The 25614-nt window shown below is 70.4% G+C and carries 25 protein-coding genes, 1 pseudogene and 1 riboswitch; of the genes and pseudogenes, 11 read left to right on the forward strand and 15 right to left on the reverse strand.

Going from position 1 to position 25614, the window contains the following annotated elements:
• Positions 1 to 233 precede the first annotated feature (233 nt).
• From ACFY5B_RS31630 to ACFY5B_RS31655, 6 genes and pseudogenes are all read left to right on the forward strand, one after another.
• A complete protein-coding gene (locus tag ACFY5B_RS31630; RefSeq protein WP_104784962.1) occupies positions 234 to 998 on the forward strand; it encodes a GntR family transcriptional regulator in 765 nt (254 codons plus the stop codon).
• Between the two features lie 139 nt (positions 999 to 1137).
• Positions 1138 to 1404, forward strand: coding sequence for a DUF3311 domain-containing protein (locus ACFY5B_RS31635; protein WP_389976050.1), 267 nt, complete (start codon positions 1138 to 1140; stop codon positions 1402 to 1404).
• Positions 1401 to 3029: a monocarboxylate uptake permease MctP gene (gene mctP / locus ACFY5B_RS31640; RefSeq protein WP_389976053.1), complete on the forward strand. Its 1629-nt coding sequence runs from the start codon at positions 1401 to 1403 to the stop codon at positions 3027 to 3029. Before ACFY5B_RS31635 ends, mctP begins: the two co-directional genes overlap by 4 nt.
• Before the next feature lie 213 nt (positions 3030 to 3242).
• Positions 3243 to 3425, forward strand: a pseudogene (locus tag ACFY5B_RS31645) (GNAT family N-acetyltransferase); the annotation flags it as partial.
• A gap of 22 nt (positions 3426 to 3447) precedes the next feature.
• Positions 3448 to 3635, forward strand: a riboswitch (cobalamin riboswitch).
• Between the two features lie 123 nt (positions 3636 to 3758).
• Positions 3759 to 6110 (forward strand): ribonucleoside-diphosphate reductase subunit alpha, encoded by a 2352-nt coding sequence (locus tag ACFY5B_RS31650; protein ID WP_389976056.1) that lies wholly within the window; start codon positions 3759 to 3761, stop codon positions 6108 to 6110.
• Complete coding sequence (locus tag ACFY5B_RS31655; protein ID WP_389976059.1) at positions 6110 to 7117, forward strand: ribonucleotide-diphosphate reductase subunit beta; 1008 nt, start codon at positions 6110 to 6112, stop codon at positions 7115 to 7117. The genes ACFY5B_RS31650 and ACFY5B_RS31655 overlap by 1 nt, the downstream gene beginning before the upstream one ends.
• Here ACFY5B_RS31655 and ACFY5B_RS31660 read toward each other — a convergent pair.
• Positions 7030 to 7272: a hypothetical protein gene (locus tag ACFY5B_RS31660; RefSeq protein WP_389976062.1), complete on the reverse strand. Its 243-nt coding sequence runs from the start codon at positions 7270 to 7272 to the stop codon at positions 7030 to 7032. The two genes, ACFY5B_RS31655 and ACFY5B_RS31660, sit on opposite strands and share 88 nt — an antisense overlap.
• Positions 7273 to 7365: 93 nt before the next feature.
• On the opposite strand from ACFY5B_RS31660, the gene ACFY5B_RS31665 reads away from it, so the two are divergent.
• A complete protein-coding gene (locus ACFY5B_RS31665) occupies positions 7366 to 8328 on the forward strand; it encodes a GlxA family transcriptional regulator (protein WP_389976065.1) in 963 nt (320 codons plus the stop codon).
• Between the two features lie 12 nt (positions 8329 to 8340).
• On the opposite strand, the gene ACFY5B_RS31670 is transcribed toward ACFY5B_RS31665, so the two are convergent.
• The 10 genes from ACFY5B_RS31670 to ACFY5B_RS31715 form a co-directional block, all read right to left on the reverse strand.
• Positions 8341 to 9711, reverse strand: coding sequence for a cytochrome P450 (locus ACFY5B_RS31670; protein WP_389976068.1), 1371 nt, complete (start codon positions 9709 to 9711; stop codon positions 8341 to 8343).
• The gene (gene cyc1 / locus ACFY5B_RS31675; protein ID WP_389976071.1) at positions 9708 to 10793 is read right to left on the reverse strand and encodes an epi-isozizaene synthase; all 1086 of its coding nucleotides are present in this window, start codon (positions 10791 to 10793) and stop codon (positions 9708 to 9710) included. Before cyc1 ends, ACFY5B_RS31670 begins: the two co-directional genes overlap by 4 nt.
• Before the next feature lie 294 nt (positions 10794 to 11087).
• Positions 11088 to 11738, reverse strand: a complete 651-nt coding sequence (def, locus tag ACFY5B_RS31680) for a peptide deformylase (RefSeq protein WP_389976074.1) — start codon at positions 11736 to 11738, stop codon at positions 11088 to 11090.
• Between the two features lie 126 nt (positions 11739 to 11864).
• A complete protein-coding gene (locus tag ACFY5B_RS31685; RefSeq protein ID WP_389976282.1) occupies positions 11865 to 12845 on the reverse strand; it encodes a tetratricopeptide repeat protein in 981 nt (326 codons plus the stop codon).
• 117 nt (positions 12846 to 12962) lie between these two features.
• The gene (locus ACFY5B_RS31690; RefSeq protein WP_389976077.1) at positions 12963 to 14210 is read right to left on the reverse strand and encodes an HD domain-containing protein; all 1248 of its coding nucleotides are present in this window, start codon (positions 14208 to 14210) and stop codon (positions 12963 to 12965) included.
• Positions 14207 to 15544, reverse strand: a complete 1338-nt coding sequence (locus ACFY5B_RS31695; protein ID WP_389976080.1) for an HD-GYP domain-containing protein — start codon at positions 15542 to 15544, stop codon at positions 14207 to 14209. The genes ACFY5B_RS31690 and ACFY5B_RS31695 overlap by 4 nt, the downstream gene beginning before the upstream one ends.
• Positions 15545 to 15698: 154 nt before the next feature.
• Positions 15699 to 16010, reverse strand: a complete 312-nt coding sequence (rsrA, locus tag ACFY5B_RS31700; protein WP_389976083.1) for a mycothiol system anti-sigma-R factor — start codon at positions 16008 to 16010, stop codon at positions 15699 to 15701.
• Entirely contained in the window at positions 16007 to 16693 is a 687-nt protein-coding gene (sigR, locus tag ACFY5B_RS31705) for an RNA polymerase sigma factor SigR (RefSeq protein ID WP_389976285.1), read from the reverse strand. The genes rsrA and sigR overlap by 4 nt, the downstream gene beginning before the upstream one ends.
• A gap of 256 nt (positions 16694 to 16949) precedes the next feature.
• Positions 16950 to 17615: an alpha/beta family hydrolase gene (locus ACFY5B_RS31710; protein WP_389976288.1), complete on the reverse strand. Its 666-nt coding sequence runs from the start codon at positions 17613 to 17615 to the stop codon at positions 16950 to 16952.
• Positions 17616 to 17687: 72 nt separating this feature from the next.
• On the reverse strand, positions 17688 to 18503 hold the full coding sequence (locus ACFY5B_RS31715) for an SOS response-associated peptidase (RefSeq protein WP_389976086.1): 816 nt from the start codon (positions 18501 to 18503) through the stop codon (positions 17688 to 17690).
• 50 nt (positions 18504 to 18553) lie between these two features.
• Between ACFY5B_RS31715 and ACFY5B_RS31720 the strand changes: the two genes are divergently transcribed.
• The 4 genes from ACFY5B_RS31720 to ACFY5B_RS31735 all read left to right on the forward strand — a co-directional run bounded on the left by ACFY5B_RS31720 (position 18554) and on the right by ACFY5B_RS31735 (position 22209).
• Positions 18554 to 19276: a M50 family metallopeptidase gene (locus tag ACFY5B_RS31720; RefSeq protein ID WP_344458696.1), complete on the forward strand. Its 723-nt coding sequence runs from the start codon at positions 18554 to 18556 to the stop codon at positions 19274 to 19276.
• 126 nt (positions 19277 to 19402) lie between these two features.
• The gene (gene aroA / locus ACFY5B_RS31725) at positions 19403 to 20719 is read left to right on the forward strand and encodes a 3-phosphoshikimate 1-carboxyvinyltransferase (RefSeq protein ID WP_389976090.1); all 1317 of its coding nucleotides are present in this window, start codon (positions 19403 to 19405) and stop codon (positions 20717 to 20719) included.
• A gap of 17 nt (positions 20720 to 20736) precedes the next feature.
• Positions 20737 to 21747, forward strand: coding sequence for a ribosome small subunit-dependent GTPase A (gene rsgA, locus ACFY5B_RS31730; protein ID WP_389976093.1), 1011 nt, complete (start codon positions 20737 to 20739; stop codon positions 21745 to 21747).
• Between the two features lie 138 nt (positions 21748 to 21885).
• On the forward strand, positions 21886 to 22209 hold the full coding sequence (locus ACFY5B_RS31735) for a DMT family transporter (RefSeq protein ID WP_389976096.1): 324 nt from the start codon (positions 21886 to 21888) through the stop codon (positions 22207 to 22209).
• Between the two features lie 7 nt (positions 22210 to 22216).
• Here ACFY5B_RS31735 and ACFY5B_RS31740 read toward each other — a convergent pair whose 3' ends face one another.
• The 4 genes from ACFY5B_RS31740 to ACFY5B_RS31755 all read right to left on the reverse strand — a co-directional run bounded on the left by ACFY5B_RS31740 (position 22217) and on the right by ACFY5B_RS31755 (position 25512).
• Positions 22217 to 22822, reverse strand: a complete 606-nt coding sequence (locus ACFY5B_RS31740; RefSeq protein ID WP_389976099.1) for a TetR/AcrR family transcriptional regulator — start codon at positions 22820 to 22822, stop codon at positions 22217 to 22219.
• Positions 22823 to 23057: 235 nt separating this feature from the next.
• The gene (locus tag ACFY5B_RS31745) at positions 23058 to 23849 is read right to left on the reverse strand and encodes an ABC transporter permease (RefSeq protein ID WP_389976102.1); all 792 of its coding nucleotides are present in this window, start codon (positions 23847 to 23849) and stop codon (positions 23058 to 23060) included.
• Positions 23846 to 24808: an ATP-binding cassette domain-containing protein gene (locus ACFY5B_RS31750; RefSeq protein ID WP_389976105.1), complete on the reverse strand. Its 963-nt coding sequence runs from the start codon at positions 24806 to 24808 to the stop codon at positions 23846 to 23848. The genes ACFY5B_RS31745 and ACFY5B_RS31750 overlap by 4 nt, the downstream gene beginning before the upstream one ends.
• Before the next feature lie 32 nt (positions 24809 to 24840).
• The gene (locus tag ACFY5B_RS31755; RefSeq protein ID WP_389976108.1) at positions 24841 to 25512 is read right to left on the reverse strand and encodes a DUF4097 family beta strand repeat-containing protein; all 672 of its coding nucleotides are present in this window, start codon (positions 25510 to 25512) and stop codon (positions 24841 to 24843) included.
• Positions 25513 to 25614: the final 102 nt, after the last annotated feature.

Here is a 25614-nt window from a genome sequence, read left to right on the forward strand (position 1 = left end):
CAGTACCGGGGAGCTTGGACCAGACCAGAAGGCCTGTCAAGGGCCCTGATACGGCCCTGACCAGCCGTTATGCGACCTACATATGCAGGAACCTTTAAGTAAGAAGCCAGCGAAAACCTGAGCCGGACACGGCATACTGCGGGTAGACCACAGTGAATGGTGGACTAGACCAAAAGAGGCGCCGACGGTATACAAGTGGGATCGTGTCGGCGGACCGAGCCGGAAGGCGGAGCATGAGCACCGACGTCAGCAGTGCGGAGAACGAGAACGGGGTGCCCGTCCGTACCGCGCGCGTGCCCAAGTACTACCGCCTGAAGAAGCACCTGCTCGACATGACGGAGACCCAGGCGCCCGGCACGCCGGTCCCGCCCGAGCGCACGCTGGCGGCGGAGTTCGACACCTCGCGCACGACCGTGCGCCAGGCGTTGCAGGAGCTGGTCGTCGAGGGCCGGCTGGAGCGCATCCAAGGCAAGGGCACCTTCGTCGCCAAGCCCAAGGTCTCGCAGGCGCTGCAACTGACCTCGTACACCGAGGACATGCGCGCCCAAGGCCTCGAACCCACCTCGCAGCTGCTGGACATCGGCTACATCACCGCCGACGACCGGCTGGCCGGGCTGCTCGACATCACGCCCGGCGGACGCGTGCTGCGCATCGAGCGGCTGCGCATGGCCAACGGCGAGCCCATGGCCATCGAGACCACGCACCTCAGCGCGAAGCGCTTCCCGGCGCTGCGGCGCTCGCTGGTGAAGTACACGTCCCTCTACACGGCTCTGGCCGAGGTCTACGACGTCCGTCTCGCGGAGGCCGAGGAGACCATCGAGACATCGCTGGCGACCCCGCGCGAGGCCGGTCTGCTGGGCACCGACGTCGGGCTGCCGATGCTGATGCTCTCCCGGCACTCGCTGGACCGGGACGGACAGCCGGTGGAGTGGGTGCGGTCGGTCTACCGGGGGGACCGGTACAAGTTCGTGGCCCGGCTGAAGCGGCCCGCCGAGTGACCGCACCGCAGGGCTTCCGTCGCTGCTGACGCCTGGTTTCGGTTGGGTACCGCATTGCGGACGAGGGGTTCCGTTCCCGTGTCACCCTGACCTAGATTGCCTGCGCCACAGGTGATCACCAAGGGGACGGAGCCGCCTGATGTCGCAAGCACCGGGAGCCAGCAGAGGGCCGGTGGTGACGCCCGTGCGCGTCGTCATCGCCGTCTGCCTCATAGCGCCTTTCGTGGCCATGCTGTGGGTCGGCTCGTACGCCAAGACCGACCCGGCCTTCATCGGGATCCCGTTCTTCTACTGGTACCAGATGGCCTGGGTGCTGATCTCCACCGCTCTGACGATGATCGCCTACAAGCTGTGGCAGCGTGACCAGCGCGCCCGCTCGGCCGCGAAGGGCGGTGCGTCGCAGTGAAGGACGGCGTGAACGGCGTCGCGCTCGGCGTCTTCATCTTCTTCTTCCTGGCCGTCACGGTCATGGGCTTCCTGGCCGCGCGCTGGCGCAAGGCCGAGAACGAGCACAGCCTGGACGAATGGGGCCTGGGCGGCCGCTCGTTCGGAACCTGGATCACCTGGTTCCTGCTCGGCGGCGACCTGTACACGGCGTACACCTTCGTCGCCGTGCCGGCGGCGATCTACGCGGCGGGCGCGGCCGGCTTCTTCGCGGTGCCGTACACGATCCTGGTCTACCCGCTGATCTTCACCTTCCTCCCCCGCCTGTGGTCGGTGTCCCACAAGCACGGGTACGTCACGACGTCCGACTTCGTACGCGGCCGCTTCGGCTCGAAGGGCCTGTCGCTTGCGGTGGCCGTGACGGGCATCCTGGCGACGATGCCGTACATCGCGCTCCAACTGGTCGGCATCCAGGCCGTGCTGGACGTGATGGGCGTCGGCGGCGGCGAGAACACCAACTGGTTCATCAAGGACCTGCCGCTGCTGATCGCGTTCGGCGTGCTGGCGGCGTACACGTACTCGTCGGGTCTGCGGGCGCCCGCGCTCATCGCGTTCGTGAAGGACACGCTGATCTACATCGTCATCGCGGTGGCGATCATCTACATCCCGATCAAGCTGGGCGGCTTCGACGAGATCTTCGCCAAGGCCGGTGAGGCGTACGGCCAGACCAACCCGGCGACGGGCGCGCCGCGCGGTGCGCTGACACCGGCCGAGCCGGGCCAGTGGACATACGCCACGCTGGCGCTGGGCTCCGCCCTCGCACTCTTCATGTACCCGCACTCCATCACGGCGACGCTGTCCTCGAAGAGCCGTGAGGTGATCCGCCGCAACACCACGATCCTGCCGCTGTACTCGCTGATGCTGGGTCTGCTGGCGCTGCTCGGGTTCATGGCCATCGCGGCCGGCATCAAGGTGCAGAACGGGCAGCTGGCGATCCCGCAGCTGTTCGAGACGATGTTCCCGGACTGGTTCGCGGGCGTGGCGTTCGCGGCGATCGGCATCGGCGCGCTGGTGCCGGCGGCCATCATGTCCATCGCGGCCGCGAACCTCTTCACCCGCAACATCTACAAGGACTTCATCAAGCCGGACGCGACTCCCGCGCAGGAGACCAAGGTCTCCAAGCTGGTGTCGCTGCTGGTGAAGGTCGGCGCCCTCGCCTTCGTCCTCACCATGGACAAGACGGTCGCCATCAACTTCCAGCTGCTGGGCGGCATCTGGATCCTGCAGACCTTCCCGGCCCTGGTCGGCGGCCTGTTCACCCGCTGGTTCCACCGCTGGGCCCTGCTCGCGGGCTGGGCGGTCGGCATGGTCTACGGCACGGTCGCCGCCTACGGCGTGGCCTCCCCGACGCAGAAGCACTTCGGCGGCTCCGCGAAGGAGATCCCGGGTATCGGGGAGATCGGCTACATCGGCCTCACGGCGTTCGTCCTGAACGTGGTGGTGACGGTGGTCCTGACCTTCGTCCTGAGGGCTCTGAAGGCCCCCGACGGTGTCGACGAGACCAAGCCGGAGGACTACACGGCGGACGCGGGCGACCCCGGTGTCCAGGTGGAGCTCCCGCCCGCGACGGCGGGGACGAGCCATTGAGCGCGGCGTGAGCGTGCCGGCCTAGGGGCGCGGGGCTGCATCACGATGCGGCTCCGCCGCGTGGGCGCGAACAACCACACAACAACCGCAGCGGGCCGCCGAGATCACAACGGCGGCCCGCTGTCGTACACACTCACTTCGGCGAGGGCGACGACCCGTACCCGCACGTGCTGCGGGACGCCGCCGGAAGAGCCGCCGCCGCGGACGTGCTGATGCCTCGACCGGGCGCGTGCCACCCCGGGCTGCCGGAGCGTCGTGCTGTCGACCCGGCGCACCCCGCACACGGCCCACCGCATCTGCGGACGGCTGGGCTCCACCCGCGCACCCGAGCGTGACCGGAACCCGGTCCCGGAGCTGACGGGCATCACTCTTCTCACCTATGAGTTGACGCTCTGAAACCAGCGCGACACAACATCTGGGGGTGCCATCCGAACCCGGCACAAGATGTATGCTCATGCTCGCTGTCGCCGCAGGGGAATCCGGTGCGAATCCGGAACTGTCCCGCAACGGTGTACTTGTGCATGTCTGTTCCCGGAACCGCTCTGTTTCCGGAACCGCACCGCACGAGAGTCAGTCCGAGGACCTGCCGACAGCGCGCCCGGCCACCCGGCCGGTGTGCCCTGACGTCCGGGCCTCGTGGAATGGGCCGGTGGACGCGACGCCGCGTGCGCTCGTGTGCTGCCCCCTGCCCTCGACGAGGCCCCCGTGCCGAGCGAGGGAGAGCCCCACGTGACCATCGCGCCAGCCGAACCGGTCTCAGCCGCCGAAGAAGAGCACGACGCCCCCGGCGCCGCGCTGTTGCGGACCCTGACCGAGCTGACCGCCGACCTCCCCGACGCCGATTCCGGCCGGGTCGCCGCCGCCGCGCTGCGCGGCCGGTCCGCGCAGGCGGACGAGCGGGAGCTGCGGGAGCTGGCGACGGAGGCCGCGGCCGGCCTGATCTCCGAGGACCCCGCCTACTCCCGGCTGGCCGCCCGGCTGCTGACCATCGGTATCCGCGAAGAGGCCGCCTCGCAGGGCGTCACGTCCTTCAGCGAGTCCGTCGCGGTCGGCCACCGCGAGGGCCTCATCGCCGACCGGACCGCCGAGTTCGTGCGCGTCCACGCGGCCCGTCTCGACGCGCTGATCGACCGGGCGGCCGACGACCGCTTCGGATACTTCGGCCTGCGCACGCTGCACAGCCGCTACCTGCTGCGCCACCCGCACACCCGCAAGGTCGTCGAGACGCCCCAGCACTTCATGCTGCGGGTGGCCAGCGGCCTCGCCGAGGACGACACCACGCGCGCACTGGACGAGGTCGCGGCGCTCTACGGGCTCATGAGCCGCCTCGACTACCTCCCCTCCTCCCCCACCCTGTTCAACTCCGGCACCCGGCACCCCCAGATGTCGTCCTGCTACCTCCTCGACTCCCCCAAGGACGAGCTGGACTCGATCTACGACCGGTACCACCAGGTGGCCCGGCTGTCGAAGCACGCGGGCGGCATCGGACTCGCGTACTCCCGCATCCGGGCCCGCGGTTCGCTGATCCGCGGCACCAACGGCCACTCCAACGGCATCGTCCCGTTCCTGAAGACCCTGGACGCCTCGGTCGCCGCCGTGAACCAGGGCGGCCGGCGCAAGGGCGCGGCCGCGGTCTACCTGGAGACCTGGCACTCCGACATCGAGGAGTTCCTGGAGCTGCGGGACAACACCGGTGAGGACGCCCGCCGTACGCACAACCTGAACCTCGCGCACTGGGTGCCGGACGAGTTCATGCGGCGCGTGAACACCGACGCCGACTGGTCGCTGTTCTCCCCCTCGGACGTGCCCGAGCTGGTCGACCTGTGGGGCGAGGAGTTCGACACCGCGTACCGGGCGGCCGAGGCGCAGGGCCTCGCGAAGAAGACGCTGCCCGCCCGCGAGCTGTATGGCCGGATGATGCGCACCCTCGCGCAGACCGGCAACGGCTGGATGACCTTCAAGGACGCCGCCAACCGCACCGCCAACCAGACGGCCGAGCCGGGCCACGTCGTGCACTCCTCCAACCTCTGCACGGAGATCCTGGAGGTCACCAGCGACGGGGAGACGGCGGTCTGCAACCTCGGATCGGTGAACCTGGGCGCGTTCGTGGCCGACGGCGACATCGACTGGGAGCGCCTGGACGAGACCGTCCGCACGGCCGTCACGTTCCTCGACCGGGTCGTGGACATCAACTTCTACCCGACCGAGCAGGCGGGCCGCTCCAACGCCCGCTGGCGTCCGGTAGGCCTCGGCGCGATGGGCCTCCAGGACGTCTTCTTCAAGCTGCGCCTGCCCTTCGACTCGCCCGAGGCCAAGGCCCTGTCCACCCGCATCGCCGAGCGCATCATGCTCGCCGCCTACGAGGCCTCCGCCGACCTCGCCGAGGGCAACGGCCCGCTCCCGGCCTGGGAGAAGACCCGTACGGCCCGGGGCGTGCTGCACCCCGACCACTACGACGTGGAGCTCACCTGGCCGGAGCGCTGGGCGGCCCTGCGCGAGCGCGTCGCCACGACCGGCCTGCGCAACTCGCTGCTCCTCGCCATCGCGCCCACGGCCACGATCGCCTCCATCGCGGGCGTGTACGAGTGCATCGAGCCGCAGGTGTCCAACCTGTTCAAGCGCGAGACGCTGTCGGGCGAGTTCCTCCAGGTCAATTCCTACCTGGTGGACGAGCTGAAGCGGCTCGGCGTGTGGGACGCCCGCACCCGGGAGGCCCTGCGCGAGGCCAGCGGCTCGGTGCAGGATTTCGCCTGGATCCCCGAGGACGTGCGCGCCCTCTACCGCACGGCGTGGGAGATCCCGCAGCGCGGCCTGATCGACATGGCGGCGGCCAGGACCCCGTTCCTGGACCAGTCCCAGTCCCTGAACCTGTTCCTGGAGACGCCGACCATCGGCAAGCTCTCCTCGATGTACGCCTACGCCTGGAAGTCCGGGCTGAAGACGACGTACTACCTGCGCTCGCGCCCGGCGACCCGGATCGCCCGCGCCGCACAGGCCACCGTCCCCGTGCAGGCCACCCCGGACCCCGAAGCGGTCGCCTGCTCCCTGGAAAACCCCGAGTCCTGCGAGGCCTGCCAGTAATGAGCACCCAGAACCTTCTCGACCCCGGCTTCGAGCTCACCCTGCGCCCCATGCGCTACCCGGACTTCTACGAGCGCTACCGGGACGCCATCAAGAACACCTGGACCGTGGAGGAGGTCGACCTCCACTCGGACGTCGCCGACCTGGCCAAGCTGTCACCGGCGGAGCAGCACCTGATCGGCCGGCTGGTCGCCTTCTTCGCGACGGGCGACTCGATCGTCGCGAACAACCTGGTGCTGACGCTGTACAAGCACATCAACTCCCCCGAGGCGCGGCTGTACCTGAGCCGGCAGCTCTTCGAGGAGGCCGTGCACGTCCAGTTCTATCTGACGCTGCTCGACACCTATCTGCCCGACCCGGAGGACCGCGCGGCGGCCTTCGCGGCCGTGGAGAACATCCCGTCCATCCGCGAGAAGGCCTCGTTCTGCTTCAAGTGGATGGACTCGGTGGACAAGCTCGACCGGCTGGAGACCCAGGCCGACCGCCGCCGCTTCCTGCTCAACCTGATCTGCTTCGCCGCGTGCATCGAGGGCCTGTTCTTCTACGGCGCCTTCGCGTACGTCTACTGGTTCCGCAGCCGTGGCCTGCTGCACGGCCTGGCCACCGGCACCAACTGGGTGTTCCGCGACGAGACGATGCACATGTCCTTCGCCTTCGACGTGGTCGACACCGTCCGCAAGGAGGAGCCGGAGCTCTTCGACGACCGGCTCCAGCAGGAGGTGACGGACATGCTCCGGGAGGCCGTCGAGGCCGAGCTGCAGTTCGCGCGCGACCTGTGCGGTGACGGTCTCCCGGGCATGAACACCGAGTCGATGCGGCAGTACCTGGAGTGCGTGGCGGACCAGCGGCTGACCCGCCTCGGCTTCGCCCCGGTGTACGGCTCCGAGAACCCCTTCTCCTTCATGGAGCTCCAGGGGGTTCAGGAGCTGACCAACTTCTTCGAGCGGCGGCCCTCGGCGTACCAGGTGGCGGTGGAGGGCACCGTCGACCTGGACGAGGACTTCTGAGCCGGCACCTCTTCGCGGGCCTCCTGGGCCTCCCTGATCTGACGGTCGATGCGCCTGTCACGCAGCAGGCCGATCACGGACGGGAGGATCAGGAGGACCAGGATCCCGAAGGTGGCGGTCAGTCCGATCAGTGCTTCTGTCTGGTTCGTGTTCATGGACACCACTGTCGCGCTGATGACTCCTTACCGTCAGTGGCAGTACTGCCGTAGACCCTCGAATTACTGCCAAGGTCGAGGCACACTGGACGCATGCTGCAGAACGTGGCCGTCGCCCTCCTCGACGGCGTGAACCCCTTCGAGCTCGGTGTGGTGTGTGAGGTCTTCGGCACCGACCGGAGCGACGAAGGCCTGCCGGTGTACGACTTCGCCGTCGCCTCGGCCGAGGGCCCGGTGCTGCGGATGAACTCGGGCTTCTCGCTCCAGGCCGAGCACGGCCTGGAGCGGCTGGAGACGGCCGACCTGATCGCCGTGCCGGCCGGCCACACCTACGCGTACCGGGATTTCCCCCCGGAGCTGCTGGACTCCCTGCGCCGCGCGGTCGACCGCGGTGCCCGGGTGCTGAGCGTCTGCTCCGGCGTCTTCGTGCTGGCCGCGGCCGGGCTGCTGGACGGCCGCCGCTGTGCCACGCACTGGAAGCACGCCCAGGACCTCGCCCGGCGGTACCCGCGCGTGGTCGTGGAACAGGACGTGCTCTACGTCGACGAGGACCCCGTGATCACCTCCGCCGGCACGGCCGCCGGGATCGACGCCTGCCTCCACCTGGTGCGCAAGGAGCAGGGCACCGAGGTCGCGAACAAGATCGCCCGGCGGATGGTGGTGCCGCCGCACCGCGACGGCGGCCAGGCCCAGTACATCGAGCGTCCGCTCCCGCTTCCCGAGGCCGACACGATCGGTGAGGTGCTGGCGTGGATGGAGCGGCACCTGGACGAGGAGGTCACGGTCGAGCAGCTGGCCGACCGCGCCCTCATGTCCCCGCGGACCTTCGCCCGCCGCTTCCAGCAGGAGACGGGCACGACGCCCTACCGCTGGATCCTGCGCCAGCGCGTGCTGCTGGCCCAGCGGCTGCTGGAGGCGACGGACGAGACCATGGACGCGATCGCCGGTCGAACAGGGTTCGGTAACGCGGCCGCCCTGCGCCACCACTTCGTCCGGGTGATCGGGACCACCCCGAACGCCTACCGGCGCACGTTCAGAGGCCCCGAAGCGGCCTGAGGCACGGCCCGCTCACCGCGCGACCGGCCGCACCAGCAGGTCGTGCGGCCGGAGCGTGATCCCCACCCGCGTGTTGTCCTTCGACCCCGCCACCGGCTCGAAGCGGTACCGGGTGGCCAGCGCCGCCGTGATCAGCGTCAGCATGGCCATCGAGAAGTGGTCGCTCGGGCACTTGCGGTTGCCCACGCTGAAGGGGCTCATGGCGTGCTTCGGGATGTCCTTGACCCGGTCCGGAAGCCAGCGGTCGGGGTCGAACTCCAAGTTTCGCTCGTACGACTTCGGGTCGCGCTGGATCGCGTAGGGGCTGTAGATGATGTCCGCCCCGGACGGAATGCGGTATCCACCGAGTTCCGTGTCCCGCACCGCCCGGCGCGTCAGAATCCACACGGCGGGCCTCAAACGTATGCACTCGACCACGACATTGTTCGTGTGCCTGAGTCCTCGGACGTCTGCGAATGCCACCGGCTTCCCACCGGTGACGGCTTGCACTTCGTCGCGCACCCGGTCGGCGTGTTCGGGGTGCTCCGCGAGCATATGCAACAGCCACATGATCGTGGAGGCGATGGTTTCGCTGCCGGGGGTGAGGATCGCGACGACCTGATCATGGATCTCCTGTTCCCCGATCGGGTCGCCATTGTCGTCCTTCGCCTCCAGCAATGCCGTCAGCAAATCGTCCGGCTTTTGACCGGATGCCCGGCGCTCGGCGACGATCTCGTCGACCAGGAGATGCAAATCGGCCAATGCCCGGTTGAATTCGCGGTTGGCCGGGAGTGGCAGGTTGTAGAGCGGTCCGAGCGGGACCACCATCCGCCGGTACATCCCCCGGAAGACGGTGGCGAGGGCGACGCACAGCCGTTCTGCCCGCTCGTCCATGTACTCGCCGCGCAGCAGGCAGCGGGCCGCGACGCGGACGGCCACCCGGAAGGACTCGGAGGTGCAGTCGATCGTCTCGCCGGGCTTCCAGCGCTCGGTGAGCGCGTGGGCTTCCTCCTCCATGATCGGGCCGTAGGCGGGGATGGCGTCGAGCCGGAAGGCGGGCTGGATGGTGCGCCGCTGACGCCGGTGCCGCGGGCCGTTCGCCGTGGCCACGCCCTCCTTGCCGAGTAGGCCTTCCAGGGACTCCCACAGCGGCCCGGCGATGATGAAGTCGTTGCTCAGCGCCAGGGCGCCGGTCAGGGTCGGGGTGGTGACCGCGTACACCGTCTTCGGCCCGAGCTTCAGCCGCACGACCTCGCCGTGGTCGCGCAGCCGGGACATGAACGCCAAGGGGTCGCGCGCCAGCTTCCAGCCGTGCCCGAGGACCGGGACGCCACCGCCCGCCCGGGGCGGCTCCCGCAGCTCCACGGCCGGCGGGGTTTCGGGCTTCACAGACTCGACGGTCATTTCTCACCTGCCGCTTCGTTGTTGACGTACGGGGGCGTGGACCGGTCGTCCCAGCTGTCGACCATGTACCGGCCGGATTCGTGGTGGAACCAGTAGACGGAACTGAACCAGTTCCGCATATTGCTCAGGCAGGCCCGCACGGCGGCGCTCAGTTCCTTTCCCCGCACGGTGCCGTCGGCGAGGTCGTCGGCGAATCGTAAGGATTCCTGCTCGGCGTCGAGGAAATCGGTGATGCTTTTCTCGACACGGCGCCGCACTTCCACGACCGCCTGTTCCAGAGTCAGCCCCTCATGGGTGATGAGACTGATTCCGAGATTGTGCACCTCGTCACCCGCTATTTCCTTCGGGAGTGAGCACAGGTCGTTGTACCAGGCGGCGAATTCCTGGCTCAGCAGCGCCGCCCGCCGAAACGCCGGGTGTTTCCGTACGGCGTCGGGGAGTTCACAGCCGGCGGCCGACTCCAGCAGGTCCGTCCATATCCAGTGGGCGAAGGTGAGCCGGCGTAGCCGAAGGTATTCCTCGACCGTCGGGACGATGCCCTGCGTGCGATTGTGGAACTCCCGGTCGTACGCGTCGATCACCGCGTGAAAGTGCCGGGCGAACCGGAGGTTCCACGTCTGAGGCAGGAACGCGTACAGCCGCAGCACGCTGTCCGCGAACCCGGCGACCAGCGGGTCCTCGTGGTGCAGGTGTTCCCGGGGGGAGTCGAGGGCCGAGTGCAGCCGGTCCCGCAGCAGCCGCCAGGCGACGGGACGGCCGTGCACGATGTCGCGGTCGTGACGGTCGTCCCAGACGAAGAACCACGCGCTGTAATCGGCGATCGCCTGCATGACCTCGTCCGGGGAGCCGATGTAGTACCCGGCCATGAGGTCGGTGTAGCAAAGGCCGTCGGCATATTCCTCCACCTTGTCCGCCGGCATGAGCCGCTTTTCGAGCAGCCAGGCCCGGGTCTTCTCCTGGCACTTGGGCCAATACGGGTGGAGTTGCCGGGGAAACTCCGCCTCGATCACCGGAAGAGAGAGCGATGGTGGAACCGCGATCCTGGCCGGTGTCGATGTGGTGCCCTGTGACAAAGCATGCACGAACTAACCCCTCTCAGCCGCCAGTTGGCGCGGGCGCCCCTCCCTTCGTGCCGGGCGTGCGCCGTTGCATACCCCGCTCATCCCATTCAGCACTACAACTGACCGTTCTGGGAACGCATTTGCTTCATTCACTACCCCACAGTGCCGGGAACCTCCCGGTGTGTGACTACCGGTGGATCGCCAGGCGAGCAGAAGCGATCGAACGCGCGACGGACAGACGAACGGCACAAGCAACGGCGCCTGTTCCGGATGGGAATCCCGAACAGACGCCGTGCCGCTGGTGAGGCCGAGGTCTCAGTCGTTGGCCACCACGGGGTAGCGGGGCTCGTTCTCGGCCATCTGCCGCAGGGCGTCCTTGCGCTCGCGCTTGGAGAGCCGGTCGATGTACAGGTAGCCGTACAGGTGGTCCGTCTCGTGCTGCAAACACCGAGCGAAGTATCCGGTGCCGCGCACCCGGATGGGGTTGCCCTTCTCGTCCTGCCCGGTCACCTCGGCGTAGTCGGGGCGGGCGAGCGGGGCGTACGCGGTGGGCACCGACAGACAGCCCTCGTTGCTGTCGTCCAGGCGGCGCTTCTCGGCGGGCAGTTCGACGAGCTTGGGGTTGCAGACGACACCGGTGTGCCGGACGCCCTCGTCGTCGGGGCAGTCGTAGACGAAGACCTTCGCGTCGACGCCGATCTGGTTGGCGGCGAGGCCCACGCCCTCGGCGGTGCGCTGGCTGGCGAACATGTCCGCGACGAGCTGCTGGAAGTCGTCGCCGAAGTCGGTGACGTCCTTGCACTCCTTGTGCAGCACCGGGTTCCCGACCACCGTGATCGGCCGCGAGGTCCCCCGCTCCCGCCAGGCCGCCTCGCGCTCCTCGCAGTCCTCCGTGTCGATCACGTACCCCTCGTCATCGACGGGGAGCACGCCCGCACGCTGCTGATCGGTGTCCTGCTGAGCCATGACGTCCGTACGCCTTCCTGAACAAATCCAACCCGGGATGCTGATACAGGGTACGGGGAAGGCGCCCCGTCAGGGGCGCGGGGAACTGCGCAAACGACCACGACGCACCCGCACCCGGCGACGGCGCTAACAGACCTCTTCCAGATCCCGCCAATCCCGAGAATCCGGACTGTCGGCAACCCACCCGTCCAGCAACCCCCGAACCAGCGACGCCGGCGCAGCCAAGCCGCACTCCCGCTCCGGCACCCACAGCTGTCCGTCCGTACGATGCCCCAGCGGCCCGGGATGCCCCGGCTCACTGTGATCGTGCGGGTCGAGGTGCTCTCCGTCACCCTCGTCCGACGGCATACGGGACTCGGAACACATCCGGCACAGCAACCGCACGGAAGAAGACCAGTCCTCGGCCGCGAACCCGGCGTCCGCCGCGAGCTGCTCCAGCGCGTCCCGGTCCGACTCGGTCGCCGCCTCCAGCAGCACCACCCAGGTCGGCACCGGCGAGGGCGCCCACAGCTCGATCTCGTCGAACACCGGGTACGTGTGCCCGGCGGCGGTCGTCCGCTCCCCGTGCGGCACACCGTCGTGCAGGACGACCTCGCCCCAGCGCCGCCCCGACGACGGCAGCGGAATGGACAGCACCTCGATCCGCGCGGGATCCAGCCGCCGGCCCCACACGACCTCGGCCTCCCCTTCCGGGGACAGCCGTACGGCCGCGCTGCCGAGGTCCATGCCGAGGGGCTCACCGGAGTCGTTGGCCGCTCCCGGCACCCGCAGCCCGTAGGCCTGCCAGGCACGCCGGGCCAGCGGCCAGTCCTGCAGCCCGGTCGCCGCGATGCCGACGTTCCACCAGTCGGGCGCGCCCATGTCCCGGTCGAGCAGTGCCACGGCCCGCAGTCCGGCCGCCCGCGCCTGCTCCCAGTCGTGCCGGAACTTGTGCAGCAGCGCGAGATTGAACCAGGACTCGGAAAGCCAGGGCTCCAGATCGGCGGCACGTGTCAACAGTGCGCCTGCGTCCTCGTACCGGCCGTCGCCGATGAGGGTGAACGCCCGGTCCGTGGCCTGCCGCCAGGAGGCGGAGGGCCGGTGCCGTCCCTTGCCGAAGATCCTCACGATTCCCGCCTGCCAGTTCCGTGCGGTGGGCTGGCCGTAGCTGTGTTTCGAGCCCCCGGACACCTTCTCCTTCGCATCCAACCACGTACGGCCTCGAGGGCGCTCATTACCCATGGGTTACCCAGCCACGGGCAGGGTCAGACTGCTCCTTGCCAGTACCCGGGCCAGTGATTCCACCACCTCCGGGGCGTACGTCCCGGCGGTGGCGAGCCGGAGTTCCTCCAGCGCCTTCAGCGGCCCGCCCGGCCCTCCTTCCCTGGACTTCTCCTCGTACGCGTTCACGGCCCGCACGATTCGCGCGGCGAGCGGCTGCTCGGCGTAGGGATCGGCCTGCCGCTCCACGACCACGGCCACCGCCTCGTCGACGCCCGTCTGCCTGACGACGGCCCCGCCGAGCAGGGCGATCCGCCGCTGTTCCGCGGCGGGCAGCGCGGCGGTGGCGCCCGCCGGCACCGGGTCGACGAGGCTCAGCTGACCGATGTCGTGCATGAGCGCGGCGTACTCCAGTACGGCCAGTTCGGGCCCGGTCAGCCCCAGGTCCCGCCCGACCGCCTTGCTGACCGCCGCGACCCGCCGGGCGTGGCCGCAGGGGGTGTAACCGGCGACCTCGGTGGCCCGGGCGAGGGAGGCGATGGTCTGCCGGTAGGTCGCCCGGACGGCGGCGTAGCGGCGGAACGACATCTGGGCGAGCAGCAGCGGCACGGAGAAGACGGGCAGCGCCCACAGCCCCACGACGGCGACCGCGAGGGCCATCACCGCCCCGGTGGCGATGACGGCGGCCCCGATGCCGCACACGGCCCGCAGCTCGTCCCGCAGCACCGGTCCGAACGGCCAGCCGGTGCGGGTGTGGGCCAGGGCGGCGGCGAGCACCGCGTCGCACAGCGCGGTCAGGGACAGCAGCGCGAGCAGCAGCAGGGCGTAGGCGGGGCCGCCCCAGTCGTCGAACATGCCCCGGTTGTACGGGGGCTGGAAGCACACGGCGACGAAGCCGACCGTGAGCACGCGGCGTGCCAGGTGGTCGAGTGTGGGCCCCTGCCCGCGGGCGATGTGCGGGACGCTGCCGAGCAGCGAGGCGGCGAGGACGACGGCGACGACCTGGGTGGGGCCGTGGTGGGTGGCCCGTCCGCCGGCCTCGCCGAGCAGGGCGTAGGACAGGGCGGCGGCGGCTCCGAGCGGTGCCGGCTCCCGCACCCGCGCGCCGTTGCGCCGGGTGAGCTCGCCGACGGTGACGAGAATGCCGAAGGCGAGGGCGACCCGGCGTTCCTCGAGGCCGTCGTAGAGAGTGACGGCGAGGGAGCCGGCGGCGAAGAGGCCGGCGCAGGCGTGGACGAGGGTGAGGAGCGTCGGCGGCCGGTACGCGCTCATCGGTGGGCCCCCGGGCGGCTGGACAGGGGTGCGCCGGGCGGGGGCACCCGTGGTGGGCGGGTCTCCTCGTCGTCGGCGGTCACCGCGGGGTGCCATCCCGTCCGCCCGACGGCTTCGACGAGAGCGGCGACCATCACCGGGTCGAACTGGCTGCCCGCGCACCGCTCCAGCTCGGCCAGGGCCACGGCGACGGGCCGGGCCCTGCTGTAGCTGCGGGTGGAGGTCATGGCGTCGAAGGCGTCCGCGACCGCCACGACCCGTGCGGACTCGGGGATCTGACGGCCCACCAGGCCGTAGGGGTAGCCGCTGCCGTCCAGCCGCTCGTGGTGGTGCAGCACGGCGGCGCGGGCCTCGCCGAGGAAGCCGATGCCGCGCACCATCTCGTGCCCGTACTCGGGGTGCAGCTCGATCACCCGCCGCTCCTCGGGCGTCAGCGGCCCGTCCTTCCTGAGCAGCCGGGTGGGCACCCCCAGTTTGCCGACGTCGTGCAGGATCCCGGCGAAGCGGAGCACCTCCACGCGCTCGTCGGCCATGCCCAGCTCGCGCGCGATCATCATGGAGGCCTGCCCGACCCGCTCGCTGTGCCCGCGGGTGTACCCGTCCTTGATGTCGACGGCCTGGACCAGCGCCCGGATGGTCGCCTGATGGGCGGCGCGTTCCCGGTGGTACTGCGCGAACGCCCACCACGAGACGCACATGGGCAGCAGCACGAGCAGCGCGGCGACGGGCCCGTAGGGGCTGCGCCACAGGACGGCCATCATCAGCCCGGCGAGGCCGTGCACCGCGATCGGTGCGAGCGAGCGCGCCACCAGCCCCCGCCAGGCCCGCCGCACCGGCACCCGCTCCGCCATGGCCAGGATCCCGCCGTCGAGCAGCGCCAGCACCAGGCAGAACGCCAGCACGGCCGCCCCGGCCGGCCCGAGGGCGTACGGGACGTCGCCCGCCGCGACCGCGTGCGGCCCGCCGAGCAGCCGGTGGGTCCTGGCCGCGGCCCACACCCCGAGGACGAGCTGGGCGGCCCGCCAGACGCGTCGCAGCGCCACGGGACGCTGACCGACCTGCGAGAGCAGCGCGCCGGGCACGACCACCAGCGCCGCGGCGGGCGCCGGCAGCAGGAAGGCCCCGGCGAGCAGCACGGGGTAGAAGGTCCCGGCCGGATGGGAGATCCCCACGAACCGGGACCGGGCGACGCGCTCGCATCCGGCGTACAGCCCTGCGAGCAGTACGACCGCCCACCAGGTGGTGTGGGTGCCCGGCTGCGGCAACAGGCAGAGCAGCGCGGCCATGACGACACAGGCGATGTAGACCCGTGCCCGTGCCGGTACCGCTTCCATGAGCCCCTCCCCCCGGCCAGGTCCGTCAGGCCCGGAGCCTAGGACGGCGGCAGGGGGCTCCGCGGGCCGATAACCCGCGGATTCGCACGTTCGAGTGACGTGTTCGAGGGTGACTACCCGCGCAGAGGTGGGGTAGTTGAAAAGCGCAGGAGTGTCAGGACTCCCGCGGCGTGGCGGAGGAGGCCGTGACGTCCTGCTCGGGGACGGCCTGGCCGGAGCGGATCAGCTCGATCCGCCCCATGACCTTGTCCCGCAGGTCGCCCGGTACGTCGTCGTGCCCGCAGCAGCGCTTGACGAGCTTCTTCACGGCCTGCTCGAGCCCGTACTTCTCGAGGCAGGGCGAGCACTCCTCGAAGTGGTGCTCGAACTTCACGCAGTCCGAGTCCGGCATCTCACGGTCGAGGAACTCGTAGAGATGATCGAGGATTTCGCTGCAATCCGTCTCGTGCGGCTCTCCGCAGCTCATGACCCCGAGCCTTTCGCTTCGTTCGACTCTCCGGCACCGGCCGGCACCATCCCGCGGTCACGGGCGTAGTCCTCCAGCATGCCGCGCAGCTGACGGCGGCCCCGGTGCAGCCGGGACATCACCGTACCGATGGGTGTCCCCATGATGTCGGCGATCTCCTTGTAGGCAAACCCCTCGACGTCCGCGAGATAGACGGCGATGCGGAACTCCTCGGGGATCGCCTGGAGCGCCTCCTTCACGTCCGAGTCGGGCAGGTGGTCGAGCGCCTGCGACTCCGCGGAGCGCAGACCCGTCGACATGTGCGACTCGGCGCGGGCGAGCTGCCAGTCCTCGATCTCCTCGGCCGCGGAGCGCTGAGGTTCGCGCTGCTTCTTGCGGTACGAGTTGATGAACGTGTTGGTGAGGATCCGGTACAGCCACGCCTTGAGGTTGGTGCCCTCGCGGAACTGGTGGAAGGACGCGTACGCCTTGGCATACGTCTCCTGCACCAGGTCCTCGGCGTCGGCCGGGTTGCGCGTCATGCGCAGCGCGGCCGAGTACATCTGGTCGAGGAACTCGAGCGCGTCCCGCTCGAAGCGCGCACTGCGCTCCGCGGCCGTCTCCGTGCCCGTGCCGCCCTGGCCCTCGGGCTGCTCCGCCTGGCCGTGTTCGGTCCCTGCGTCGGTCCCAGTGACCGGACCCACCTCCTCGAGTGTTCTCGTGAGACCGAGACCGGTCTCACCCGAATCGGAGGATAGACGACGATCCGGTCCGCCCGCCGCCCGAACAGGGGCGGTCTTGGCCGCGTGCAGCACCGTCCAGTCCAGGTCGGCGCGGCTGCTGCGGGTCGGGCAGATGGTCGAACCCATGCGGCGGACTCCCTCTCCTACGACGTCGGTGCTGGTCTCCAGCACGTACGTCCCGCACAACAGTGATCGCCGCCCCGGCATTCCCGAAGCTTTACCCGAGTGACCCGGCCCACTCCACGACCGCGTCCGTGATGACCGCCACGGCCTCCTCCTGCGAGACATCCGCACGCTTCGGCACGGCGAAGCCGTGATCCCCGTACGGGACCTCCACGAGCTCGTACTCCCCGTCGGGGAACTCCCCCGGCTTCCCGAACGGGTCGTTGCCGCCCTGCACGACCAGGGTGGGCACCCCGGAGCCCAGCAGTTCCCCGGCCCGGGACTTCTCCGGCTTGCCCGGCGGGTGGAGCGGGAAGCTGAGCGCGAGCACGGCGTGGGCGCCCAGCTCGGCGGCGGTGCGGCAGGCCACCCGGGCCCCGGCACTGCGCCCGCCGGAGACGACCGGTAGTCCGGACTTCGCCAGCGCGGGCCAGATGCCCCGCCAGCCGGTGTCCAGCGTCTTCGGCGCGGGCGCCAGCTTCTTCCCCGCCACCCGCCAGGGCTGCTCCACGCGGGCCACGGTCACGCCGTGGGCGGGCAGGACCTCGGCCAGGGCCGTCAGGTCGCGCGCCTCGATGCCGCCGCCCGCGCCATGGCTGACGGCGAGGACCAGCCTGGCCTTCTTCGCCCGGTGCCAGGTGATGCGGGCGGTTCCCGCGCCGGTCTCGACGGTCTCGCTGGTCACGCCGGCCGCCTGCGTCTTTTCCGTCACGTTCTTCACGTTAGTCACGTCGTCATGTTCGTCATGGTCGTCACGGTCGTCACGGTCGTCACGGTCATCACGTTCGTCACGTCAGAAGAGTGTGCCCTCTTCGGGCCCTTCCAGCTCCTCCAGCAGCTCCGGCCCGTTGTTGCGGACGTTGCTGACGGCGGTGGCCACCGGGTAGGCACGCATCAGCCCGCCGGGCGGCGGGGCCAGCAGCTCGCGCAGCTCGTCGGCGTCCGTGCGGGACGGGTCCAGCCAGGCGTCCCAGCGGTCGGGCGTCAGCATCAGCGGCATCCGGGGGTGGATCTCGGCGAGCGCCCGGGGCCCGTCGGCCGGGGACACCGCGAGCGGGCTCTGCTCGGCCTCCGTGGTGATGACCGAGCAGGTCACCCACCAGGCCTGCGGGTGGTCGTCCGGCAGCGTCTTGTCACGCCAGAACTCGTACAGCCCGGCCATCGCGAAGACCGACCCGTCCGCCGGTGTCACGAAGTACGGCTGCTTGCGGGGGCGCTTCTTCTTGCCCTCCACCTCCAGCTCGCGCTCCTGGGTGCCGGTGACCCACTCGTAGTAGCCGTCGGCGGGCAGGATGCAGCGCCGGGAGGTGAAGGCACGGCGGTAGGACGGCTTCTCGTGGACGGTCTCCGCGCGGGCGTTGATCATCCGGGCACCGCCCTCGGGGGTCTTCGACCAGGAGGGGACGAGCCCCCACTTCAGTGTGCGCAGCTGCCGAACCGGCCGCGGGTCGTCCGCGTCTTTCAGAGGACGGTCCAGGACGGCGTAGACCTCTTTGGTGGGCGCCACGTTGTAGTCCGGCTCGAAGCTCTCCTCGGGCTCCCACTTCTCGATCTCGAAGATTCCCGCGAGATCCTCTGGCCTACGACTCGCTGAATATCGTCCGCACATACGTGCCAGACTGCCAGATCCCATCCGCCCCAAGGGAGCCGACGCCACACATGGACAGCACCGCAACCGCCTCGCTCGCCTCCCTCTGGGACGAGGTCTCCGGTACGCAGCCCGACCCCGATCTGTGGGTGGTGATCGCGACCCTGGGCGCCGCGCTCGCCGTGGTGGTCCCGCACGGCCTGTGGCGCATCTCCCGCAACGCCATCACCATCGCCCACGAGGGCGGTCACGGGCTCGTGGCCCTGCTCACCGGCCGCACCCTCACCGGTATACGTCTGCACTCGGACACCAGCGGCCTGACCGTCAGCCGGGGCAAGCCGCACGGCATCGGCATGATCCTCACCGCGGCCGCGGGGTACACGGCCCCGCCCCTGCTGGGCCTCGGCGGGGCTTCCCTGCTGGGCTCCGGCCGGATCACGCTCCTGCTGTGGCTGGCGACGGCCCTGCTGCTCGCCATGCTCGTGATGATCCGCAACGCCTACGGCGCCCTGACCATGCTCGTCACCGGCGGCCTGTTCGTGCTGGTGTCGTGGCTGGCCGGCCCCCAGGTCCAGGCGGCGTTCGCGTACGCCGTGGTGTGGTTCCTGCTGATCGGCGGTGTCCGCCCGGCCTTCGAGCTCCAGGCGAAGCGGGCCCGGGGCGGCGCCGGGGACTCGGACGCCGACCAGCTGTCGCGGCTGACGCACGTACCGGCGGGGCTGTGGTTCTTCCTGTTCCACGCGGTGTCGCTGTGCTCGCTGATCGGCGGGGGACGCTGGCTGCTGGAGATGTGACGCGCCCCGGAGGGGCGGCATCACCCAAGGCGCGGGGGCTGTGCCGATGGGGCGGCCGCGCCGCGCGGGCGCGACCGGCCCCAACGGCGCCGCACTCGGAGGACGGCCTCCTTATAAAGTGGGGCCATGGCCCCGAACACCGCAGACACCGCCCTCTGGCCCGCCCCGCACGCGAGCGGAGCCGTCGACGCGACGGTCCACGTGCCCGGGTCCAAGTCGGTCACCAACCGCGCTCTGGTCCTCGCCTCCCTCGCCTCGGAGCCCGGCTGGCTGCGCCGCCCCCTGCGCTCCCGCGACACCCTGCTGATGGCCGGCGCGCTGCGGGCGATGGGCATCGAGATCGAGGAAGGCGTGGGCCCCGACGGCACGGGTGAGGCCTGGCGGGTGCTCCCCACGGGCCTGCGCGGCCCGGCCACGGTCGACGTCGGCAACGCCGGCACGGTGATGCGGTTCCTGCCGCCGGTGGCCGCACTCGCCGACGGCCCCGTCCACTTCGACGGCGACCCCCGTTCCTACGAGCGTCCCCTGACCGGCGTCATCGACGCGCTGCGTCAGCTCGGCGCCCGGATCGACGACGACGGCCGCGGCGCGCTGCCGTTGACCGTGCACGGCAGCGGGGCCCTGGACGGCGGCACGGTCGCCATCGACGCCTCCTCCTCGTCGCAGTTCGTGAGCGCCCTGCTGCTGTCCGGCCCCCGTTTCAACCAGGGCGTCGAGGTCCGCCACACCGGCGCCACGCTGCCCTCCATGCCGCACATCCGCATGACGGTCGACATGCTGCGCGCGGTCGGCGCCCAGGTGGACACGCCCGAGTCGGGCGGCGAGCCGAACGTCTGGCGGGTCTCGCCGGGTGCCCTGCTCGGCCGGGACCTGGTCGTCGAGCCGGACCTGTCGAACGCCCAGCCGTTCCTGGCGGCGGCTCTGGTGACCGGCGGCAAGGTCGTCGTCCCCGACTGGCCCTCCCGCACCACGCAGCCCGGTGACCGGCTGCGCGAGATCTTCACCGAGATGGGCGGCTCCTGCGAACTGACCGAGTACGGGCTGGTGTTCACCGGCTCCGGCTCGGTGCACGGCATCGACGTCGACCTCGGTGAGGTCGGTGAGCTGACACCGGGCATCGCGGCGGTCGCGGCCCTCGCGGACTCCCCGTCGACCCTGCGCGGCGTGGCCCATCTGCGGCTGCACGAGACGGACCGGCTGGCCGCGCTGACCAAGGAGATCAACGAACTCGGCGGCGACGTCACGGAGACCGCCGACGGTCTGCACATCCGCCCGCGCCGGCTGCACGGCGGGGTGTTCCACACGTACGACGACCACCGCATGGCCACCGCCGGCGCGATCATCGGGCTGGCGGTGGAGGGCGTGCGGATCGAGAACGTGGCGACGACGGCCAAGACCCTGCCCGACTTCCCCGACCTGTGGACCGGGATGCTCGGGGCGTAGGACACAGGGATCACGTCATGCGCCGCTACGGCAAGCACACCGACGAGGACGACATCCGCACCCGTCCGGGCCGCCGCAACACCCGGCCCCGGACGAACATCCGCCCCAAACACGAGGACGCCGCCGAGGGCCTCGTCCTCACCGTCGACCGGGGCCGCCTGACCTGCCTCGTCGAGGACCGTGTGGTCATGGCGATGAAGGCCCGCGAGCTGGGCCGCAAGGCGGCGGTGGTCGGCGACCGCGTTGCCATCGTGGGCGACCTCACGGGCAAGAAGGACTCACTCGCGAGGATCGTGCGCATCGAGGAGCGCACCTCGGTCCTGCGGCGCACGGCGGACGACGACGATCCGTTCGAGCGTGTGGTGGTCGCCAACGCCGACCAGCTGGCCGTCGTCACCGCCCTCGCCGACCCCGAGCCCCGCCCCCGGCTGATCGACCGCTGTCTGGTCGCGGCCTACGACGGTGGCCTGGATCCGCTGCTGGTACTGACCAAGTCGGACCTCGCGCCGCCGGAGAAGCTGCTGGAGCTGTACGGCGACCTCGACATCCCCTACGTCGTGACCAGCCGGGCGGAACTGGAGAGCGGGGTCGCCGTCGCCCGGGTGCGCGAGCAGCTCGACGGCAAGATCACCGCGTTCGTCGGCCATTCCGGTGTCGGCAAGACGACCCTGGTGAACGCGCTGGTGCCGCAGGAGCAGCGGCGCTCGACCGGGCATGTGAACGCGGTGACGGGCCGCGGCCGGCACACCACCACCTCGGCGCTGGCACTGCCGCTGTCCGGCAACGACGGCTGGGTCGTGGACACCCCGGGCGTGCGGTCCTTCGGCCTCAACCATGTGGACCCTTCCCGGGTCATCCACGCCTTTCCCGACCTGGAGCCGGGCACCGAGGGCTGCCCGCGCGCGTGCAGCCACGACGAGCCGGACTGCGCGCTGGACGCGTGGGTGGCCGAGGGGCACGCGGATCCCGCGCGGCTGTACTCGCTGCGGCGGCTGCTGGCCACGCGGGAGCGCAAGGAAGGCGACTGACCTCCGCGTTGTTTGTCCTGGCGTGCGGGCGGTAAGTGCATAATCGCACCCAAGCCGGATGCGAGCCTGGCCAAAGCCTGACGAGCGCGCTGAGATTGATGAAGCGGTCACTGAACGTGGGATACGGGAGGACGACTCATGGCGTGGCTGCTGGTCATCGTGGCCGGGTTGCTCGAGACCGGCTTCGCGGTGTGTCTGAAGCTGTCGCACGGCTTCACCAGGCTCTGGCCGACGATCGCGTTCTGCGTTTTCGCCCTCGGCAGCTTCGGACTGCTGACGCTCGCGTTGAGAAGACTCGATGTGGGTCCCGCGTACGCGGTGTGGACCGGCATCGGGGCGGCGGGAACGGCGATCTACGGCATGGTGTTCCTGGGCGACCTGGTGTCGGCACTGAAGATCGTGTCGATCACTCTCGTCATCGCCGGTGTGATCGGGCTGCAGTTGTCGGGGTCCGCGCACTGACGCCCCGTTAGCCGGCCTGCCGGGGAAGGGCGCTGCGGACCAGGTCGGCGACGCCGCCCTCGCCGGGCGGTGCGGCCACGCAGGACAGGGCGAGCCGGACGGCGAGTTCGCAGGAGCGGGCCAGGTCGGCGGTGTCGGACCTGGGCGTGGCGGGGCCGGCCAGGAGGGTGACGGCCCGGTCGCGGACGAGGGCGACGAAGTCGCCGGGTGAGGGCAGCGGCCCGTCGGCTCGGCGCTGGGCCGGTACGGCGGAGCCGGACGGTACGGCCGTCAGGGCCGGGGCGGGCAGCCGCTCGCTCCAGCAGCCGGTGAGCATGGCGCGGACGAGGACGTTGTCCCGGGCCGCCGAGGCGGTCCACTCGGCGGTGGCGGTGAGCCGGTCGCACGGATCGCTGTGACCGGCGAGGGCACGGTCCACCCCCGCGAGATATCCGTCGGCCTCTCTCCGCACGAGTGCCCGGGCGAGACCGTCCTTGCTGCCGAACTCGTTGTAGAGCGTCTGCCGGGACACTCCGGCCGCCGCGGCCACGTCCACCATCCGTACGGCGGACCACGGCCGGCGCACCAGCGCCGTGTAAGCGGCGTCCAGTAGAGATTCCCGCGCTGCAGGCATCTTCGCCTCCCCTTGGGGCGAGCGGCTCTGCGCCCAGATTTGACGTGCGTGGAACCACTGTCAAGGGTTCGCGGGCACGCACGGGGGCGCGTTTCGGCCTTGTAGCGCGGGGCGTTGACCTGTGGGCCGGTCCTCCGCCCGCGCATGCGAAGGGGCGGCGCACTCCGACGGGTTGTCGGTGTACGCCGCCCTGGGGTGGGACGTTCGCGGGACACGGCCCGCGTGGTCACGGGGGTTACCTCGGGTCGCCGTCGAACTTCGAGGTCGACCAGAAGTAGCCGAGCACCGCCAGGCCCAGGCACCAGGCGAGGGCGAGCCATCCGTTGTGGCCGATTTCGGTGCCGAGGAACAGGCCGCGCAGGGTCTCGATGGCCGGGGTGAAGGGCTGGTACTCGGCGATCGGCTGGAACCAGCCCGGCATCGCGTCGAGCGGGACGAAGGTGCTGGACAGCAGCGGCAGCAGGATCAGGGGCATCGCGTTGTTGCTCGCCGCCTCGGCGTTCGGGCTGACCAGGCCCATGCCGACGGCGATCCAGGTGAGCGCCGTGGCGAAGAGGACGAGCAGGCCGAAGGCCGCGAGCCACTCCAGGACGGTGGCGTCGGTGGAGCGGAAGCCGATGGCCACACCGACGGCTCCGACGAGCACCACGCTGACGACCGCCTGCAGCACGCTGCCGAGGACGTGCCCGATCAGCACCGACCCGCGGTGGATCGCCATGGTGCGGAAGCGGGCGATGATGCCCTCGGTCATGTCGTTGGAGACGGAGACCGCGGTGCCGATCGTGGTGCTGCCGATGGTCATCAGCAGCAGTCCGGGGACGACGAAGGCGATGTACGCGGAACGGTCCGGACCGCCACCGCTGATGCCGGCGCTCATGGTGTCGCCGAAGACGTAGACGAAGAGCAGCAGCAGCATGATCGGGGTGAGCAGGAGGTTCAGGGTCAGGGAGGGGTAGCGCCGGGCGTGGAGCAGGTTGCGGCGCAGCATGGTGGAGGAGTCGCGCAGGGCGAGGCCGAGGGACGTCATCGGGCGTTCTCCTTGGGCTGGTCGGGGATGCCGGCGGCGGTGCCACCGGTCAGGGCGAAGAAGACGTCGTCGAGGTCGGGGGTGTGGACGGTGAGTTCGTCCGCCTCGATGCCGGCGGTGTCGAGCCGGTCGAGGAGGGTGCGCAGGTGGCGCTGGCTGCCGTCGCTGGGGAGCCGCAGGGTGAGCGAGTCGTCGTCGCGGGTGGCGTCGGCGAGGGTGGCGGCGGCGGTGCGGTAGGCGGCCGGGGCGGTGAAGCGGAGCCGGATGTGTCCGCCGGGGATGAGGCGCTTGAGCTGGTCGGGGGTGCCTTCGGCGGCGAGGGTGCCGTTGTGGAGGACGGCGATGCGGTCGGCGAGTTGGTCGGCTTCCTCCAGGTACTGGGTGGTGAGGAAGACGGTGACGCCGCCGGTGACGAGTTGGCGGATGATCTGCCACAGGTTGTGGCGGGCGCGGGGGTCGAGGCCGGTGGTGGGTTCGTCGAGAAAGATGATGCCGGGGTCGCCGACCAGGGTCATGGCGATGTCGAGGCGGCGTTTCATGCCGCCGGAGTAGGTGGAGGCGGGCTTCCTGGCGGCGTCGGTGAGGTCGAAGCGTTCCAGCAGTTCGGCGGCGACGCGGCGTCCCTCGCGTCTGGGCAGGTGGTGCAGGTCCGCCATGAGGAGCATGTTCTCCTCGCCGGTGATCAGGCCGTCGACCGCGGAGAACTGCCCGGTGACTCCGATCGCGGCGCGTACGGCCTGCGGGTCTGCGGCGAGGTCGTGGCCGGCGACCCGGGCCTGCCCGCCGTCGGCGGTGATGAGGGTGGAGAGGATCTTGACGGCGGTGGTCTTGCCTGCGCCGTTCGGCCCGAGCAGGGAGAAGATCGTCCCTTCCGGGACGGCCAGGTCTACGCCGTCCAGGACGGTCTTGTCGCCGTAGGACTTCCGCAGCCCGTTCGCCGCGATGGCCAGGTCGGTCATGAGGGGTGCTCCTTAGGGCAGGCTGCGGGCTGCTAGAGGCTGCGGGCGGTGATGTCGCCGTGCTCGGTGGTCGCGTGGATGGTCAGGCCGGCGGCGGCGCCGTCGCTGTTCTTGAGGGTGTTGTGGATGCGGCCGTAGCCGGTGCCGGCGTCCAGGGCGGCGGAGACGCCGTGGGCGGCGCCGACCGAGATGTCGCCCTGCTCGGTGCGCAGCGCGACGGTGCCGCACACGGCCTCGGCGATGCGGAGGTCGCCCTTCTGGGTGCTGATCTGGGCGGGGCCGCCCAGGCGGCCGACCTCGATGTCGCCGGCGAGCAGGGTGAGGCGGGCGCTGCGCGTCTCGTCGAGCTTGACCGAGCCCTGCGCCGCCTCGAAGACGACGTCGCCGAGCCGTCCGACGCCACGCAGTTCGACGGCGGCGGCCTTCGCCTCGACGTGGGAGCCGACGGGCAGCTGCACGGTGATCTCGACGGATCCGGAGTGGCCGAGGATGCGGTTCTGCGCCGCGGGGGCCGTGACGCGCAGGACGCCGTCGGCGTAGGCGGTCTCTATCTGCTCGGCCGCCTTCACGTCACGGCTCCGGGACGCGTCCGCGGGCAGGACCTCGACGGTGGTGTCGGTCCGGTCGGCGGCGATCAGGCGGATGCGTCCGGCGGGAATGTCGAGGACGGCCGAGACGGTGGCGGGGGTGTCGAACTTCTGCATCGTTTGCTCTCCTTGGATTCTTGCGGTGCGTCGTTTCCAACGATGGAAAAGCTACGTTGCATTCACGAAACAGACAACGCATTCGTTGCATGCACTCCAAAT

Origin of the sequence: Streptomyces sp. NPDC013187 (genome assembly GCF_042899705.1) — a bacterium.
Taxonomy (GTDB): Bacteria; Actinomycetota; Actinomycetes; order Streptomycetales; family Streptomycetaceae; genus Streptomyces; species Streptomyces hawaiiensis_A.

Coding starts and splice junctions, on each gene's coding strand:
- aroA (WP_389976090.1), top strand. CDS start 19,403: ATGGCCCCGAACACCGCAGACACCGCCCTCTGGCCCGCCCCGCACGCG.
- ACFY5B_RS31655 (WP_389976059.1), top strand. CDS start 6,110: ATGAGCACCCAGAACCTTCTCGACCCCGGCTTCGAGCTCACCCTGCGC.
- def (WP_389976074.1), bottom strand. CDS start 11,738: ATGGCTCAGCAGGACACCGATCAGCAGCGTGCGGGCGTGCTCCCCGTC.
- rsrA (WP_389976083.1), bottom strand. CDS start 16,010: ATGAGCTGCGGAGAGCCGCACGAGACGGATTGCAGCGAAATCCTCGAT.
- ACFY5B_RS31740 (WP_389976099.1), bottom strand. CDS start 22,822: ATGCCTGCAGCGCGGGAATCTCTACTGGACGCCGCTTACACGGCGCTG.
- ACFY5B_RS31735 (WP_389976096.1), top strand. CDS start 21,886: ATGGCGTGGCTGCTGGTCATCGTGGCCGGGTTGCTCGAGACCGGCTTC.
- ACFY5B_RS31690 (WP_389976077.1), bottom strand. CDS start 14,210: ATGAGCGCGTACCGGCCGCCGACGCTCCTCACCCTCGTCCACGCCTGC.
- ACFY5B_RS31745 (WP_389976102.1), bottom strand. CDS start 23,849: ATGACGTCCCTCGGCCTCGCCCTGCGCGACTCCTCCACCATGCTGCGC.
- rsgA (WP_389976093.1), top strand. CDS start 20,737: ATGCGCCGCTACGGCAAGCACACCGACGAGGACGACATCCGCACCCGT.
- ACFY5B_RS31670 (WP_389976068.1), bottom strand. CDS start 9,711: ATGACCGTCGAGTCTGTGAAGCCCGAAACCCCGCCGGCCGTGGAGCTG.
- ACFY5B_RS31665 (WP_389976065.1), top strand. CDS start 7,366: ATGCTGCAGAACGTGGCCGTCGCCCTCCTCGACGGCGTGAACCCCTTC.
- ACFY5B_RS31750 (WP_389976105.1), bottom strand. CDS start 24,808: ATGACCGACCTGGCCATCGCGGCGAACGGGCTGCGGAAGTCCTACGGC.
- ACFY5B_RS31755 (WP_389976108.1), bottom strand. CDS start 25,512: ATGCAGAAGTTCGACACCCCCGCCACCGTCTCGGCCGTCCTCGACATT.
- ACFY5B_RS31660 (WP_389976062.1), bottom strand. CDS start 7,272: ATGAACACGAACCAGACAGAAGCACTGATCGGACTGACCGCCACCTTC.
- ACFY5B_RS31630 (WP_104784962.1), top strand. CDS start 234: ATGAGCACCGACGTCAGCAGTGCGGAGAACGAGAACGGGGTGCCCGTC.
- ACFY5B_RS31715 (WP_389976086.1), bottom strand. CDS start 18,503: ATGTGCGGACGATATTCAGCGAGTCGTAGGCCAGAGGATCTCGCGGGA.
- ACFY5B_RS31635 (WP_389976050.1), top strand. CDS start 1,138: ATGTCGCAAGCACCGGGAGCCAGCAGAGGGCCGGTGGTGACGCCCGTG.
- ACFY5B_RS31720 (WP_344458696.1), top strand. CDS start 18,554: ATGGACAGCACCGCAACCGCCTCGCTCGCCTCCCTCTGGGACGAGGTC.
- ACFY5B_RS31695 (WP_389976080.1), bottom strand. CDS start 15,544: ATGGAAGCGGTACCGGCACGGGCACGGGTCTACATCGCCTGTGTCGTC.